Genomic DNA, 15,199 nt, shown 5'->3' on the forward strand with positions numbered 1-15,199 from the left:
GGGATCAGGCGGCGTCGGCCTCCAGCCAGACAGCCATCTTCTCGGCGCCGACCATCGCCAGCACCGGCTCGCCCTCGTCGTCCAGAAAGGCGACGGCGTCGCGTTCGTCCGACAGGCAGACCTGACCGCAATAGGAGGCCATGTCGCCGCCCGACCGGACCAGGTCGCGCACGCGGGCGTTCAGCACCCGCTCGTGCGAGATGACGAAGTCCTCGAACACGGCGTCCAGGGGGACCAGCACGGCGCGCAGGCCTTCGCGCACGGTCAGGAAACACGGGACCTGATCGTCCAGGACGCGCTGAACGATCGCCTTGGGATCGTCCTGCATACAGTTGGCTTCAAACATGGCGGCTTCTCGGGGAGCGTCTCCGGGGGGGATGAGACGCCGCCACCTTAGCCATACGCCAGGCGCGGCCCACCCCGACGAGGGCTTGCCCGTCGCATACCCGTCGCACCGAAAGCCGTAGTCACAGTATGAAACGGCTCAGGTCTGCGTTTTTCGACAGGTCGCCCACCTTGTCCTGCACCGCCGCGCCGTCAAAGGTCACGGTCTGCCCCGACAAGTCCGAAGCCTTGAAGCTGGTCTCCTCCAGCACCCGCTCCAGCACCGTCTGCAGGCGCCGCGCGCCGATATTCTCGACGGCGTTGTTGGCGGCCACGGCGGCGTCGGCCATCGCCTCGACCGCGTCGTCGGTGAACACCAGGGTCACGTCCTCGGTCGCCAGCAGGGCCTGGTTCTGACGGATCAGATTGGCCTCGGGCTCGGTCAGGATACGGCGGAAGTCGTCGCGGGTCAGGGCCTTCAGCTCGACACGGATCGGCAGGCGACCCTGCAGTTCCGGCAACAGGTCGCTGGGCTTGGCGACGTGGAAGGCGCCCGAGGCGATGAACAGCACATGGTCCGTCTTCACCGGCCCGTATTTGGTCGAGACGGTCGTCCCCTCGATCAGCGGCAGCAGGTCGCGCTGGACCCCCTCGCGGGATACGTCGCCGCCGGACGCGCCCTGACGGGCGGCGACCTTGTCGATCTCGTCCAGGAAGACGATGCCCTCGTTCTCGGCCAGCAGCAGGGCCTCCTTGGTCAGGCTTTCCTGATCCAGCAGCTTGTCGCTCTCTTCGGTGACCAGCGGCTCGACCGCATCGCGAACGGAAATCTTGACCGTCTTGCTGCGCGGTCCGCCCAACTTGCCCAGCATTTCCGACAGGTTCAGCACCCCGACATTGGCGCCGGGAATGTCCAGCCCCTGCATCGGCGAGGCGGTGTCGACCAGGGCGATCTCGATTTCCTTGTCGTCCAGTTCGCCGGCGCGCAGCTTCTTGCGGAAGCTGTCGCGCGTCGCCGGCTGCGAGCCCGGCCCGACCAGGGCGTCCAGAATGCGCTCCTCGGCCTGCCCCTCCGCCCGTGCCTTGACGCCCGAGCGGCGCTTGTCACGCACCATGACCAGCGCGCTTTCCACCAGGTCGCGCATGATCTGATCCACGTCGCGGCCGACATAGCCGACCTCGGTGAATTTGGTCGCCTCGACCTTCAGGAAGGGCGAACCCGCCAGTCTGGCTAGCCGCCGGGCGATCTCGGTCTTGCCGACGCCCGTGGGGCCGATCATCAGGATGTTCTTGGGCGTGACCTCGTCGCGCAGATCCTCGGGCACGCGCTTGCGGCGCCAGCGGTTGCGCAGGGCCACGGCGACGGCGCGCTTGGCGTCGTCCTGGCCGACGATGAAACGGTCCAGTTCGGAGACGATTTCGCGGGGGGACAGATCGGTCATGGGTCAGGTCGTCCAAAAGAGCTCAGGGAGGCGCTCGGGCAGCGAGCCGCCGCGCGGCGAGCGATAGCGCCCTTACAAGCTTTCGATGGTCAGGTTTCCGTTCGTATAGACGCAGATGTCGGCGGCGATCTTCATCGCCTTGCGGGCGATCTGTTCGGCGTCCAGCTCGGTGTTCTCGTCGATCAGGGCGCGGGCGGCGGCCAGCGCATAGTTGCCGCCCGAGCCGACGGCCGCGACGCCGTATTCCGGCTCCAGCACGTCGCCGACGCCGGTGACGGTCAGGATCGTGGCCTTGTCGGCCACCAGCAGCATGGCCTCCAGCCGACGCAGATAGCGGTCGGTGCGCCAGTCCTTGGCCAGGTCAACACAGGCGCGGGCCAGCTGATCCGGATACTGCTCCAGCTTGGCCTCAAGCCGTTCGATCAGGGTGAAGGCGTCGGCCGTGGCCCCGGCGAAGCCCGCCAGCACCTTGCCCCCCGCCAGCGTTCGCACCTTGCGCGCGGCGCCCTTGACGATGGTCGGCCCCATCGAGACCTGGCCGTCGCCGGCGATGACGGTGCGACCGTTCTTGCGCACCGCAAGGATGGTGGTGCCGTGCCAGTCGGGGAAATTGCTCTGTGTCATCCGTCCGACATGGCGCGAGTGGACGCGGGTCGCAAGTGAGCGCTGCGGGGCGGCGGCGTCCGGTCGCGGCGCCATTTTGTTAACCCTGCCCCTCTAGGCAGGAAGACGCCCCCAGTAACCGCCATTTCTGGCGTTTTTTCAGAGTGATCGTATTGCCGCTGCACCGAGTGATCTACGTCAGCGACGCCGTGGGCGCGGCCGGGTCCAATCTGCTCTCCTTCGTCGAAATCCTGGGGGTTTCGGATCGCAATAACCGCCGCGACCACCTGACCGGCGCGCTGCTGTGCCACGGCGGACGGTTCCTGCAGGTGATCGAGGGCGCACGCGGCGATCTGGACATGCTGATGAACCGGCTGCGCGCCGATCCGCGGCACCAGAACATCCGCATCCTGTCCGACGAGCCTGTCGCCAGCCGCCGTTTCGACGCCTGGGCCATGGCCCAGGCGGACGTCACGCCCGAAATCGTCGCCCTGATCCCCGACGCGACCCTGGGCGCGCTCAGCGCCAGTCGCGCCGCCACCCTGATGAACGCCATCGTCAGCCGCCTGCCCCAGCCGGCCTGACGCGCGGTTCCCCCGGCGCCCGGTCGGCGCTAGAGGTCGCAGGTGAGCTTTTCTCCGGATGAAGTCGAACGCTATGCGCGCCATCTGGTGCTGTCGGAGATCGGCGGCCCCGGACAGCAGGCGCTGAAGCGCGCGCGCGTCCTGATCGTCGGACTGGGCGGCGTCGGTGCGCCGGCGGCTCTGTATCTGGCGGCGGCGGGCGTGGGGACGCTGGGTCTGATCGACGACGATACCGTCGCCCTGTCCAACCTGCAGCGCCAGATCCTGTTCGACGTCGCCGCCATCGACCGGCCCAAGGTCGAGGCCGGGGCCGAGCGGCTGGGCGCGCTGAACCCCCACGTCCATCTCCAGGCCTTCTCCGAGCGGCTGACAATGGACAACGCCGCACGCATCGTCGCGGACTTCGATCTGGTGCTGGACGGCACCGACGATTTCGAGACCCGCTTCGCCGTCAACGCCGCCTGCGTTGCGGCCAGCGTGCCGCTGGTGTCCGGCGCCCTGGGCCGCTGGAGCGGTCAGGTCGGGGTGTTCGAGGGGCGCCCCTGCTACCAGTGCCTGGTCCCAGAGGCCCCGCCCGACGCCGAGACCTGCGCCCGCGTCGGCGTCGTCGGCGCCCTGGCGGGCGTGGTCGGGTCGATGGCCGCGCTGGAGGCGATCAAGCGGATCACCGGCGCAGGCGAACCCCTCACCTGCCGCCTGCTGCTCTACGACGGTCTGGCCGGAAGCGCCCGCACCGTCCGCGTCGCCGCCGACCCGACCTGTCCGGTGTGCGCCAAACACGGCCTCAAGCAGCGCGAAGCGCGGTAGGCCCTCTTGAACGGCCTCAAGTAGCCTGAAGGGCGGTAGGCCCCTCCAGAAAGCCTCAAGTAGCGCGAAGCGCGATAGGCCCCTTAAGACCCAATCACCCGATCCGGCGCGCGGTGGCCGTTTTGCCAGGTCATGATGTTCAGGATGACGCGGTCGCCCATGTCCTGACGCGACTCCAGCGTGGCCGAGCCCAGATGGGGCAGCAGGACCACGTTCGGCTGGTTCAACAGGCCCGGATGCACCGCCGGCTCGTGCTCGAACACGTCCAGTCCGACGCCGTACAGGCGGCGTTCACGCACCATCTCGGCCAGGGCCGCCTCGTCGATCAGGTCGCCCCGCGCGGTGTTCACCAGAATGGCGTGCGGCTGCAGCCGGGCCAGCCGTTCGGCCGACAGCAGGTGGTGTGTCTCCTTCGTCGCCGGGCAGTTCAGCGAGATGACATCCATCCGCGCCAGCATCTGGTCCAGGTCGTCCCACCAGGTCGCGCCCAGATCCTCGGCGATCAGGTCCGAGACCGGCCTGCGATTGTGATAGTGGACCTGCATGCCGAACGCCCTGGCGCGGCGGGCCAGAGCCTGGCCGATGCGGCCCATACCGACGATTCCCAGCCGCTTGCCCCACAGTTTCCGCCCGGTCATCCAGGTCGGGGTCCAGCCCTCGAACTTGCCCTCGGCCACGACCTGAGCGCCCTCGACGATCCGGCGACTGACGGCCAGGATCAGGCTCATGGTCAGGTCGGCCGTATCCTCGGTCAGGACGCCGGGGGTGTTGGTCAGAACCAGACCCCGCTTCAGACCCGCCTCGACGTCGATATGGTCCATGCCCGCGCCGAAATTGGCGATCATCTTCAACTGCTCGCCCGCCCCCGAGATCAGGTCGGCGTCGATGGCGTCCGTGATGGTCGGCACCAGGACATCCGCGCGCTGCAGGACGGCGGCCAGGGCGGCGCGGTCCATCGGCGTGTCCGTCAGGTTCAGCTCGGCGTCGAACAGCTCGCGCATCCGCGTCTCGACCGCGTCGGGCAGGCGCCTGGTTAATACGACCTTAAGCTTGCGGACGGACATAGGGACCTGGGTTTCCACGGGCGGCTGCGCCCGCGCGGGACGGGTGTGTTCGCGTGTCTAGCAAAGCTGACGACAGGTTCAAAAGGTTGCGGCGTCCGCTGGCGCTGGTGGCGATCGTCGCGACCGGCCTGCTGGTCAGCGCCCAGGCCACCATGCCCGACGGGCGACCGACCCCCACGGGGCTGGAGGTGCCGCGCTGGGTGACGCTGAAATCCTCGCAGGTGCGGGCGCGTCAGGGACCGGGGCTGGATTATCGCATCCTGTGGGAATACCGCGCCGCCAATCTGCCGGTGCAGGTGATCGCCGAGACCCGCGAATGGCGCAAGATCTGCGATCCCGAGGGGTCCGTGGCCTGGATCCACCGCACCGTCGCCTCGGGCCGCCGCAGCGTGTTCAACCGCTCGGATCAGGAAATCCCCATCCGCACAGGCCGTTCGGACACCGCCTCTGTGCGCGCGCGCCTGTCGCCGCACGCCATCGTCTCGCTGGACGAATGCGAGGACGGCTGGTGCCGCGTTCGCGCCCGAAAACTGAGCGGCTGGGTGCGTCAGAATGCGGTGTTCGGAACCCAGGACCGCGCCCTGTGCAACGCCGCCCGCCCCGCCGGACCGGGCCGGAACTAGATCGCCCGCACGTCGCAGGCCGGTCGCAGCTGGACCATACGAGAGTTGAGCGCGGGCCCTGCGTCGTGTAACCCGCGCGCTACACCCGCCGGGAGCCATTCTTCTTGACCCAGTCGCAATACCCCTCGTCCTTCGATCACGCCGCGCTCCTGGCCTCGGGCCGGGGCGAGCTGTTCGGCCCGGGCAATGCCCAGCTACCGGCTCCGCCGATGCTGATGTTTGACCGGATCACCCAGATCAACGCGGACGGCGGCGACCACGGCAAGGGCTATGTCGAGGCCGAGCTGGATATCCATCCGGACCTCTGGTTCTTCCAGTGCCACTTCATCGGCGACCCGGTGATGCCGGGCTGCCTGGGTCTGGACGCCATGTGGCAGCTGGTCGGCTTCTACCTGGGCTGGATCGGCGGCCCCGGAAAGGGTCGCGCCCTGGGCGTCGGCGAGGTGAAATTCACCGGCCAGGTCACGCCCGACGTCAAGAAGGTGGTCTATAAGGTCCACCTGAAGCGCGTCATCAACCGCAAGCTGGTCATGGGCATCGCCGACGGCATCCTCGAGGCCGACGGTCAGGTGATCTACACCTGCAATGACATGCGCGTCGGCCTGTTCGGCGGTGCGGCCACGGTAGCGTCGACCGACGCCTGACCCCATTTCTCTTCGAGACCGCGGGCAACGCGGCGCCTGAAGACTGATACGATAGGAAACACACCATGCGGCGCGTTGTTGTCACCGGACTGGGCATCGTCTCCTCCATCGGCACGGGCCAGGACGAGGTTTCGGCCTCGCTGCACGAAGCCAGATCGGGCGTTCGGCATGCCGCCGATCACGCGACCTACGGCTTCCGCTCGCAGGTCTGGGCGCCCCCGTCACTGGGCCATACGGCCGAGGACTGGGCCCCGCTGGTGGACCGTCGCGCGGCGCGCTTCCTGGCCAACGGCACAGCCTGGGCGCACATCGCTTTCGAAGAAGCGCTGAAGGACAGCGGCCTGAGCGCGGACGAGATCAAGGACGAGCGCATCGGCCTGATCGTCGGCGAAGGCGGCCCCTCGACCCAGGTCATCCTGCAGGCGGCCCAGACGACGATCGAGAAAAACTCGCCCAAGCGCATCGGCCCGTTCGCCGTGCCCAAGGCGATGGCGTCCGGCCCCTCGGCCGTGCTGGCCACCTGGTTCCAGCTGAAGGGCATCAACTATTCGATCAGCTCGGCCTGCGCGACCAGCGCCCACTGCATCGGCGCGGCGGCGGAACAGATCGCCTGGGGCAAGCAGGACGTCGTCTTCGCCGGCGGTTGCGAGGACATCGACTGGTCCATGTCGAACATGTTCGACGCCATGGGCGCCATGTCGTCCAACTTCAACGACACCCCGGCCAAGGCGTCGCGCGCCTATGACAAGGACCGCGACGGCTTCGTCATCGCCGGCGGCGCCGGCATCGTGGTGCTGGAGGAATACGAACGCGCCGTGGCGCGCGGTGCGACCATCTATGCCGAGGTCACCGGCTACGCCGCCAACTCGGACGGCTACGACATGGTCGCCCCCTCGGGCGAGGGCGCCGAGCGCTGCATGAAGCTGGCGCTGAAAATGGCCGGCGATCCGACGATCGACTATCTGAACCCGCACGGCACCTCGACGCCGGTGGGCGACAGCAAGGAGATGGGCGCGGTGCGCAACGTCTTCGGCGACCAGATGCCGATGATTTCCTCGACCAAGTCGCTGACCGGTCACTCGCTGGGCGCAGCCGGCGCGCAGGAGGCGATCTACTGCCTGCTCATGATGAAGCACGGCTTCGCGGCCGAGAGCGCCCACATCGAGAATCTGGATCCCGAGTTCGAGGGCATGCCGATCCTGCGCCAACGCCACGACGGCGAGCTGAAGCATGTCATGTCCAACTCGTTCGGCTTCGGCGGCACAAACGGCACGCTGATACTGTCCAAGGTCTGACAATGGAATTGGTCGCCCCCGCCTGCGTGCGATAGACAAGCCTTGGGCAGTGACTGTCGAGGGGAGGCGACATTCATGAAAAGGCAAAATGACGGCAGGAACAAGCCGGCCGAACACAGAGTCCTATGGACCGGGGGCTGGGATTCGACCTACCGCGTCCTCGACCTGATCCTTAATCAGGGCGCCGTCGTCGCACCGGTTTATGTCGTCGATCCCGGACGTCGCTCGACCGAGATTGAACTGGCCACTATGGCCGCCATCCGCGCCCGCATTGCCCAGCGGTCCCAGGACGCCGCAGCGCGTCTGCGTCCACTGGCGACCTATGACCTGACGGGCCTGCGACCTCGCGAACGTTTCCGGGCGCATCTACAGGCCATGCGCAAGGAAGCTCATCTCGGCGAGCAGTACGTCTGGCTCGCGGAGTTGTTGGCCGCGCACAATCTGGCGGGGCTTGAGCTATGCATTCACAAGGATGACGCCGCGCACCGTTTCGTGGCGCCTTGCGCTGCGGTGGATGGAGACGTTTGTGAGATCGCGGATCTTCCTGAAGCAGACCCTCGATCCCTTTTCACAGGCTTCCGCTTTCCTATTTTGGAGATCACCAAACCGGAGATGGCGCTTGCCGCCGAAAGCGCAGGCTTCGACGACATTCTGGAGCTAAGTTGGTTCTGCCACAGCCCGGTAGGTGTCGAAGCCTGCGGGGTTTGCAATCCCTGCGTTTTCACGGTCAACGAGGGGCTGGCCCGGCGACTGCCACCGAGCGCTCTTTTTCGATATCGGTTCCGGCGCCTGTGGAACGTGGCGCGCAAAATCAAACGGGCTCCACGCGCGATCATGAGGCGCCTGAGTCTTCGTTTGGCCCGTACGACATCAGTCGGCACGCCTGCCTGACGCTTCCCCCGCGCCACGGCCCCTGCTAACCCTCCCGCAAATCACGAAGGAGACGTCCCATGGCGAGCGCCGAAGGCTGGAACATGCCGACCGGAGACCTGATGAAGGGCAAGAAGGGCCTGATCATGGGGGTCGCTAACTCCAGTTCGATCGCCTGGGGCATCGCCTCGCAGCTGGCCGCCCAGGGCGCCGAGCTGGCCTTCACCTATCTGGGCGAAAGCCTTGAGCGCCGCGTGCGCCCGCTGGCCGAAAGCGTCGGCGCCCGGCTGCTGATCCAGGCCGACGTCACCGACGACGCCTCCATGGACGCCGCCTTCGCCGAGCTGGAAAAGGAATTCGGCACAATCGACTTCGTCGTCCACTCGGTGGCCTTCGCCAACAAGGACGAGCTGAAAGGTTCGTTCGTCGACAACACGACCCGCGACAGCTTCCTGCTGGCCCTGAACATCTCGGCCTTCAGCTTCGTCGACGTGGCCAAGCGTTCGGCCCGGCTGATGCCCAACGGCGGCTCGATGATCACCCTGACCTATCTGGGTTCGGAACGGGTCATCCCCAACTACAACACCATGGGCGTGGCCAAGGCTGCGCTGGAGGCTGCGACCCGCTATATCGCGCGCGACCTGGGGCCCAAGAACATCCGCGTCAACGCGATCAGCGCGGGCGCCATGCGCACCCTGTCGCTGGCCGGCATCTCTGGCGGACGCGGCCTGCACTCCAAGTCGGCCCAGTTCTCGCTGATCAAGGAAGAGACCTCGATGGAAGGCGTCGCCGGCGCCGCCCTGTGGCTGTGCTCGGACCTGGGCCGCTCGACCACGGGCGAAGTCGTCCACGTCGACGCCGGCTTCCACGCCGTCGGCCTGCCCGACGACATCGAGGGATAACCTTCAGCGGGCCGCCGCGCCCCGGCAGCACGCCTCGATATTGTTGCCGTCGGGGTCCAGCACAAAGGCGCCATAGTAATCCCCGGCCCCTTCGCGGGTGCCGGGCGCGCCATGATCGCGGCCGCCCGCCGCCATGGCCGCGCGGTGGAATGCATCGACCATGGCCTTGCTCTCGGCGACGAAGGCGATGTGCGTCTGGTTCAACCCCGCGCGCGACCCCTCGGCCCAATATGACGGTCGCAACGTACCGATCCACAGATAGGGAATGGGCTGTTCGGCGCTGTGGCCCAGCAGGAAGGACTCCGGCGAGTTGCCGATGGTCTGCAAGCCCAGAGCGGCCGCCACCGCATCATAGAAGCGGCGGGCCCGGGCCAGGTCGGTGACGACGATGCCGGTGTGATCGATCATGGCGGTGAAACGGCGGACGCCGCCGCCCGTTCCCCTCTTCCGAAGCGGCGCCGCGCGGCCTAAGCCGGGGCCATGTCCGTCTCGCGCCCGCCCCTGTCGTTGCCCGCCTCTGCGCTGTCCGCCGCCGCGGTGGCGACCGTGGTCGGTTTCGGCGGCACGGTCGCCCTGATCGTGCAGGCGGGTCAGGCGATGGGCGCGGCGCCGCCGCAGATCATCTCCATGGTCACGGCCCTGTGCCTGGGCATCGCCGTGCCGGGCATGGCGCTGAGCTGGCGGCTGAAGATGCCGGTGGCGCTGGCATGGTCGACGCCGGGCGCGGCCCTGCTGGCGGCCTCGACCCTGGGTCCGGGGTGGGCCACGGCGGTGGGGGCGTTCGTCGTGGCGGGCCTGTTGATGGTCGTCACCGGCCTGGTCCCGGCGCTGGGGCGGCTGGCCGAACGGATCCCGCCCGCCGTCGCGTCGGCCATGCTGGCGGGGGTTCTGGCGCCCTTCTGTTTCCGGCTGTTCCTGCAGTTTCCGTCCGACATCGGGTTGGCGGCGCTGCTGCTGGCCGCCTTTCTGATCCTGCGGCGGCTGGCCCCGGCCTGGGCCCTGCCCGGCGTGCTGGCGGCGGCTTTCGCCGTTCTGGCCCTGCGCGGTCAGCTGGGCGTTCCGGCCGGGACCGGCCTGTTCGGCGCCCTGTCGCCGACCCTGCCGGCCTTCGACTGGAAGGCGGCGATCAGCCTGGCCCTGCCGCTGTATCTGGTCACCCTGGCGTCGCAGAACCTGCCGGGGCTGGTGGTGCTGCGGGCTGACGGCTATGCGCCGCCGGCGGGCGCCCTGATCGCGGCGACCGGCCTGACTACGGCGGTTCTGGCGCCGTTCGGCGCGCACGGGGTCAATCTGGCGGCGATCACGGCGGCCATCTGCACCGGACCCGAAGCCCATCCGGATCGCGAGCGGCGCTGGATCGTCGGGGTGATCTACGGCGGCCTGTATCTGATCGCGGCCCTGTTCGCGGCCCCGCTGGCGGGGCTGTTCATCGCCATGCCCGGCGCGGCGCTGGCGGTGCTGACCGGCTTGGCCCTGATCGCGCCGCTGACCGGCGCCCTGACCGGCATGATGCAACGGCCCGAGGATCGCGAGGCGGCTGTCCTGACCTTCGGCGCGACGGCGTCGGGCGTGGCGCTGTTCGGGGTCGGGTCGGCCTTCTGGGGGCTGGCGGTCGGCTTTCTGGCGCTGGCGGCGCGGCGCTGGATCAAACCTCGCCGCTGATCTGGTCTGTCATGCGGCGGAAGGGGTAGCGGTCGCGGATGTTCAGCCCAAAGAACCGCCCCTTGGACACGGCGTGGTCCAGCCCCTCGGCCACGTCCGGCTGCACGTCCTCATAGTCATAGGTCTCGCCGCTGACGAAGCGGATGCGCAGGCGGTGCGACCGGGGATCGTAGGCGTAGCGGCGAATGACGCTGGACGGCATGACCGGGAAACGCACGACGGCCACCGGCGTATCCCGCTCACGCGACTGTGTAGTTTACGGCGACGCTGATGATTGACCGGCGCCGTCGGGATCGATCAGCCTTGGCCGTGGCCCGCACCGGGCCCCCACAGGAGGCCGTCATGGCGCACAAGTTCGAAGTCTATCAGGACAAGGCCGGCGAGTTCCGCGTGCGTTTCAAATACAATTCCGAGGTCATCTTCTCGACCGAGGGCTATTCCGACAAGTCGGGGGCCAAACGCGCCATCGAGGCGATCAGGAAGCACGTTCCCGACGCCCCGACCGAAGAGGTCTAGAGGATACGGGGGGCGCGGCCGCCGCGCCCCCTGATCCCGTCAATCGCGCGCCGGGATGTTCAGCCCGCGCTGCACAGCCGGACGCGCCAGACCGCGTTCCAACCATGCGGCGACGTTGGGGAAGTCGGAAAAGCCGACCAGATCGCCCGCCCCGTAAAAGCCGATCAGGTTGCGCACCCAACCCAGACTGGCGATGTCCGCGATGGTGTAGTCGTCGCCCATGATCCAGTCGCGGCCCTGAAGCCGACCGTTCATCACCCCCAGTAGGCGTTTCGACTCGGCGACATAGCGGTCGCGCGGGCGCTTGTCCTCGAACTCCCGGCCCGCGAATTTGTGGAAGAAGCCGACCTGGCCGAACATCGGGCCGATCGCCGCCATCTGGAAGAAGACCCACTGCAGGGTCTCGTACCGCGCCGCCGGATCGGCGGGCAGGAACCGGCCCGCCTTCTCGGCAAGATAGACCAGGATCGCGCCGGATTCGAACAGGGCCAGAGGTTCGCCACCGGGGCCGTCCGGATCCAGGATCGCCGGGATCTTGCCGTTCGGGTTCAGCGACAGATAGTCGGGCGTCCAGGTCGCGTTCTGGCCGATATCCACCAAGTGCGGCTCATAGGGCAGGCCCAGCTCCTCCAGCAGGATCGAGACCTTCACCCCGTTCGGCGTCGTCGCGGAATACAGCTGCAGCCGATCAGGATGCGCGGCCGGATACTGACGGGTGATCGGAAAGGCGGACAGATCGGCCATGGGGGCGCTCCGGATACGGTTTGACCGCCCTATGTCGGAAGCGGCGCCGTCCGGCGCAATAGCCACCGCATCGGTGGCGAAGCGTCAGTCCGGTTCGCGCTCGCCCACCTCGGCAGGGCGGACGATCCGCAGCCAGCCGTCGGCGATATGCAGATCCGGCACAGTCTCGCGGGTGAAGGGCAGATACCAGGTCGGGCCGCCCGCCGCCGGTGCGATCTCCAGCATGTCGCCGGCCCCGAAATTCGGCACGGCCTTGATCGTCCCCAGCACGACGCCGTCAGGATCTCGCCCTTCCAGACCGATCAGGTCGGTCAGGTAGAATTCGTCCTCGTCCGGTTCGGGCAGGCGGTCGCGCGCGATATGCAGCTTCAGGCCGCGCATCGCATCGGCCTGTTCCTTGGTGGCGATCTCCCGGGTCCGGGCGACGACGCCGTTCTTGTCCGGCCGCGCCGAGGTCAGGGTCAGGCCGACCGAGCCGTCCGCGCGCAGCAGCACGCCGTAATCCAGCAACGCCATCGGCTGGGCGGTGAAGGCGGTGATCCGCACCTCGCCCCTGACGCCAAAGGCGCCGCCGACCTGGCCGACGAGGATCAGTTTCGTGTCGCCGCTCACAGCCGCGCTCCATCTCATGAAGGTGACGCCAGATGGCAGAAAAGCAGCGCCCGGGTCGCGGACGCTGCTTTCCAATGTCGTCCCGACCCGAAGGCCGGGCGGACGAGGGGTTTAGCCCTCGGCCTTTTCTTCGGTGGCTTCTTCAGCAGCCGGGGCTTCCTCGGCGGCGGCTTCAGCGGGAGCCTCTTCAGCAGCGGCTTCAGCGGCCGGGGCTTCCTCGGCAGGAGCTTCCTCAGCGACCGGGGCCGGGGCGTTCTTGGCGGCTTCGGCTTCTTCCTTGGCGCGGACAGCGGCCTCAGCGGCTTCAACCTTGGCGGCGGCTTCGGCTTCCAGACGGTCGGCTTCGCGCTGGGCGCGCTCGGCGGCGCGTTCCTGGGCCTTCTTGCCCGGCTCGGCCTTCTGCGGGTTGTTCGACTGCGTCCACTTCACCTTGCCAGCCAGAACTTCGTCCTGGCTCTGGCTGATGAAGCGCGCGACACGGTCGGTCGGCTGCGCGCCCTTGCCCAGCCACTCGGCGATGCGGTCAGCCTTCAGGACGACGCGCGGGGTGGCGCTGTCCTTGGGCAGCATCGGGTTGTAGCTGCCGACGCGCTCGATGAATTTGCCGTCGCGCGGAGCGTGCGAGTCAGCGACGACGATGTAGTAGTAGGGACGCTTCTTGGCGCCACCGCGGGCCAGACGAATCTTCAGCATTTTCAGTCTCTTTCTGGAAAATCGAAATCAGTTCTTCTTGGGGAAGCCCGGCAGGCCCGGAAGCCCCCCCGGCAGTTGTCCGCCGCCCAGGCCGGACAACCGGTCCTGAAGGGCTTTCATCTCATCGGCGCTGGGTTCGGCCATCTTGCCGCCGCCCAAGGCCTTCAGGCGGGCCATGTCCGGACCGCCTCCACCCATTCCGGGCATGCCGCCCATCATGGCCGCCATCTTCTGCAGGTTCTTGCCGCCGCCCTTGGACATCGACTTGACCATGTCGGCCATCTGCCGGTGCTGTTTCAGCAAGCGGTTGATCTCCTGGACCTCGACGCCGGCGCCGGCGGCGACGCGCTTCTTGCGGCTGGCGTTCAGGACGTCGGGCTTCTTGCGCTCGGCCTTGGTCATCGAGCTGATGATGGCCAGCTGGCGGCCGACCATCTTGTCGGTGACGTTGCTGTCGGCCATCTGGGCCTTCAGCTTGGCCACGCCGGGCAGCATGCCCATGATGCCTTGCAGGCCGCCCATCCGCTGCATCTGCTGCAGCTGACCGGCCAGGTCGTCCAGGTCGAACTGGCCCTTGGCCAGCTTGCGGGCCATCTTCTCGGCCTTGGCCTGGTCCAGCTCGCCCGCGGCCTTTTCGACCAGGGCGACGATGTCCCCCTGACCCAGGATGCGACCGGCGACGCGGCGGGCGTCAAAGACGTCCAGCTCATCGACCTTTTCGCCCGCGCCCAGATATTTGATCGGCAGGCCGGTGACCGCCCGCATCGACAGCATGGCGCCGCCGCGCCCGTCGCCATCGGCGCGGGTCAGGATCAGGCCGGTCAGCGGCAGGCGTTCGTGGAAGGCGCGGGCGGTGCGCACCGCGTCCTGACCGGTCAGGCTGTCGGCGACCAGCAGGGTCTCGACCGGTTTGGCGATGTCGGCGACCTGGGCCGCCTCGGCCATCATCGCTTCATCCAGCGTGGTGCGGCCGGCGGTGTCCAGGATCAGGACGTCGAAGCCCTGCAGCTTGGCCGCCGTCAGGGCGCGGCGGGTGATCTCGACCGCGCTTTCGCCCTTGACGATGGGCAGGGTGGCGACCTCGATCTGGCGACCCAGGGTCTCCAGCTGCTCCATGGCCGCCGGACGACGCGTGTCCAGCGAGGCCATCATGACCTTCTTGCGGTCGAACTTGGTCAGGCGCAGCGCCAGCTTGGCCGAGGTCGTCGTCTTGCCCGAGCCCTGCAGGCCGGACATCAGAATCACAGCCGGCGGCGTCGCATTGGTGTTCAGCGGCGTCGGCTCTTCGCCGCCCAGCATTTCGACCAGGCCGTCATAGACGATCTTGACCACCTGATCGGCCGGCTTGACCGAACGGATGACCTCTTCGCCGGTCGCAGCTTCCTTGGCGCGGGTGATGAAGTCCTTGACCACCGGCAGGGCGACGTCGGCCTCGAGCAGGGCGACACGAACCTCGCGCAGCGCCTCCTCGACATCCTTTTCGGACAGGGCGCCGCGGCCGGTGATCCGGTCGAAGACGCCTGTCAGCCGCTCGTTCAGAGCCTCGAACATTCAAACCCTTTCATGCGCTGAACCGGACCCCATAGAGGAATGACCTCTGGCGACGATCACGTCGGCAGAGGGTCCTCGCCATCCTCGTTCTTTCCTGGGAAAGCTGTCGTGATGGTGGAGGCGCAGGTTCAATTGCGCCGGAAGCGGCGGCTTATGGCCCATCCTGGGCCGATTGTCGACTCCGGCGGCGCGACCACAAAAAGGGTTTCAGCGTTCATCTGGGTGCTGGCCGGTTCGGATTCCGCTGATACGGTTCCGCTTCC

At 67.7% G+C, this 15,199-nt stretch carries 19 protein-coding genes; 9 read left to right on the forward strand and 10 right to left on the reverse strand.

Translation table 11 applies throughout. The annotated features are described in order from the left end of the window. Positions 1 to 4: 4 nt before the first annotated feature. The 3 genes from EON91_RS05595 to hslV all read right to left on the reverse strand — a co-directional run bounded on the left by EON91_RS05595 (position 5) and on the right by hslV (position 2,390). Complete coding sequence (locus EON91_RS05595; RefSeq protein WP_292092318.1) at positions 5 to 346, reverse strand: hypothetical protein; 342 nt, start codon at positions 344 to 346, stop codon at positions 5 to 7. 121 nt (positions 347 to 467) lie between these two features. Continuing rightward, positions 468 to 1,766, reverse strand: a complete 1,299-nt coding sequence (gene hslU / locus EON91_RS05600; RefSeq protein ID WP_292092321.1) for an ATP-dependent protease ATPase subunit HslU — start codon at positions 1,764 to 1,766, stop codon at positions 468 to 470. 72 nt (positions 1,767 to 1,838) lie between these two features. Next, on the reverse strand, positions 1,839 to 2,390 hold the full coding sequence (gene hslV / locus EON91_RS05605; RefSeq protein WP_292092382.1) for an ATP-dependent protease subunit HslV: 552 nt from the start codon (positions 2,388 to 2,390) through the stop codon (positions 1,839 to 1,841). Between the two features lie 143 nt (positions 2,391 to 2,533). Here hslV and EON91_RS05610 point away from each other — a divergent pair, with 143 nt between their 5' ends. Beyond that, entirely contained in the window at positions 2,534 to 2,953 is a 420-nt protein-coding gene (locus EON91_RS05610; RefSeq protein ID WP_292092326.1) for a BLUF domain-containing protein, read from the forward strand. Between the two features lie 42 nt (positions 2,954 to 2,995). Continuing rightward, positions 2,996 to 3,760: a molybdopterin-synthase adenylyltransferase MoeB gene (gene moeB / locus EON91_RS05615; protein ID WP_292092328.1), complete on the forward strand. Its 765-nt coding sequence runs from the start codon at positions 2,996 to 2,998 to the stop codon at positions 3,758 to 3,760. Positions 3,761 to 3,843: 83 nt separating this feature from the next. Here the strand turns inward: moeB and EON91_RS05620 are convergent, their stop codons facing one another. After that, entirely contained in the window at positions 3,844 to 4,824 is a 981-nt protein-coding gene (locus EON91_RS05620) for a D-glycerate dehydrogenase (RefSeq protein WP_292092329.1), read from the reverse strand. 86 nt (positions 4,825 to 4,910) lie between these two features. Here EON91_RS05620 and EON91_RS05625 point away from each other — a divergent pair, with 86 nt between their 5' ends. From EON91_RS05625 to EON91_RS05645, 5 genes are all read left to right on the forward strand, one after another. Then, on the forward strand, positions 4,911 to 5,447 hold the full coding sequence (locus EON91_RS05625; protein WP_292092332.1) for an SH3 domain-containing protein: 537 nt from the start codon (positions 4,911 to 4,913) through the stop codon (positions 5,445 to 5,447). Between the two features lie 104 nt (positions 5,448 to 5,551). Then, positions 5,552 to 6,091 (forward strand): 3-hydroxyacyl-[acyl-carrier-protein] dehydratase FabA, encoded by a 540-nt coding sequence (fabA, locus tag EON91_RS05630; RefSeq protein ID WP_292092333.1) that lies wholly within the window; start codon positions 5,552 to 5,554, stop codon positions 6,089 to 6,091. Between the two features lie 65 nt (positions 6,092 to 6,156). After that, entirely contained in the window at positions 6,157 to 7,386 is a 1,230-nt protein-coding gene (fabB, locus tag EON91_RS05635) for a beta-ketoacyl-ACP synthase I (protein WP_292092336.1), read from the forward strand. Positions 7,387 to 7,461: 75 nt separating this feature from the next. Continuing rightward, positions 7,462 to 8,277 carry a hypothetical protein gene (locus EON91_RS05640; RefSeq protein ID WP_292092337.1) on the forward strand — a complete coding sequence of 272 codons (816 nt, stop codon included), beginning with the start codon at positions 7,462 to 7,464 and terminating at the stop codon, positions 8,275 to 8,277. 83 nt (positions 8,278 to 8,360) lie between these two features. After that, positions 8,361 to 9,158 carry an enoyl-ACP reductase gene (locus EON91_RS05645; RefSeq protein ID WP_292092383.1) on the forward strand — a complete coding sequence of 266 codons (798 nt, stop codon included), beginning with the start codon at positions 8,361 to 8,363 and terminating at the stop codon, positions 9,156 to 9,158. Positions 9,159 to 9,161: 3 nt separating this feature from the next. On the opposite strand, the gene EON91_RS05650 is transcribed toward EON91_RS05645, so the two are convergent. Continuing rightward, positions 9,162 to 9,566 (reverse strand): VOC family protein, encoded by a 405-nt coding sequence (locus EON91_RS05650; protein ID WP_292092338.1) that lies wholly within the window; start codon positions 9,564 to 9,566, stop codon positions 9,162 to 9,164. 72 nt (positions 9,567 to 9,638) lie between these two features. Here EON91_RS05650 and EON91_RS05655 point away from each other — a divergent pair, with 72 nt between their 5' ends. Next, positions 9,639 to 10,820 (forward strand): benzoate/H(+) symporter BenE family transporter, encoded by a 1,182-nt coding sequence (locus tag EON91_RS05655; protein WP_292092340.1) that lies wholly within the window; start codon positions 9,639 to 9,641, stop codon positions 10,818 to 10,820. Here the strand turns inward: EON91_RS05655 and EON91_RS05660 are convergent. After that, a complete protein-coding gene (locus tag EON91_RS05660; protein ID WP_292092342.1) occupies positions 10,804 to 11,046 on the reverse strand; it encodes a KTSC domain-containing protein in 243 nt (80 codons plus the stop codon). The genes EON91_RS05655 and EON91_RS05660 overlap by 17 nt on opposite strands. A gap of 116 nt (positions 11,047 to 11,162) precedes the next feature. On the opposite strand from EON91_RS05660, the gene EON91_RS05665 reads away from it, so the two are divergent. Next, complete coding sequence (locus tag EON91_RS05665; RefSeq protein ID WP_292092345.1) at positions 11,163 to 11,336, forward strand: DUF1508 domain-containing protein; 174 nt, start codon at positions 11,163 to 11,165, stop codon at positions 11,334 to 11,336. A 39-nt stretch (positions 11,337 to 11,375) separates the two neighbouring features. On the opposite strand, the gene EON91_RS05670 is transcribed toward EON91_RS05665, so the two are convergent. From EON91_RS05670 to ffh, 4 genes are all read right to left on the reverse strand, one after another. After that, the gene (locus tag EON91_RS05670; protein WP_292092347.1) at positions 11,376 to 12,080 is read right to left on the reverse strand and encodes a glutathione S-transferase N-terminal domain-containing protein; all 705 of its coding nucleotides are present in this window, start codon (positions 12,078 to 12,080) and stop codon (positions 11,376 to 11,378) included. A gap of 84 nt (positions 12,081 to 12,164) precedes the next feature. Continuing rightward, positions 12,165 to 12,710 (reverse strand): ribosome maturation factor RimM, encoded by a 546-nt coding sequence (gene rimM / locus EON91_RS05675; protein WP_292092348.1) that lies wholly within the window; start codon positions 12,708 to 12,710, stop codon positions 12,165 to 12,167. Between the two features lie 93 nt (positions 12,711 to 12,803). Next, positions 12,804 to 13,385: a 30S ribosomal protein S16 gene (gene rpsP / locus EON91_RS05680; RefSeq protein ID WP_292092351.1), complete on the reverse strand. Its 582-nt coding sequence runs from the start codon at positions 13,383 to 13,385 to the stop codon at positions 12,804 to 12,806. A gap of 27 nt (positions 13,386 to 13,412) precedes the next feature. Continuing rightward, a complete protein-coding gene (gene ffh, locus EON91_RS05685) occupies positions 13,413 to 14,936 on the reverse strand; it encodes a signal recognition particle protein (protein WP_292092354.1) in 1,524 nt (507 codons plus the stop codon). Positions 14,937 to 15,199: the final 263 nt, after the last annotated feature.

This window comes from Brevundimonas sp., from assembly GCF_004210735.1.
Lineage (GTDB): Bacteria > Pseudomonadota > Alphaproteobacteria > Caulobacterales > Caulobacteraceae > Brevundimonas.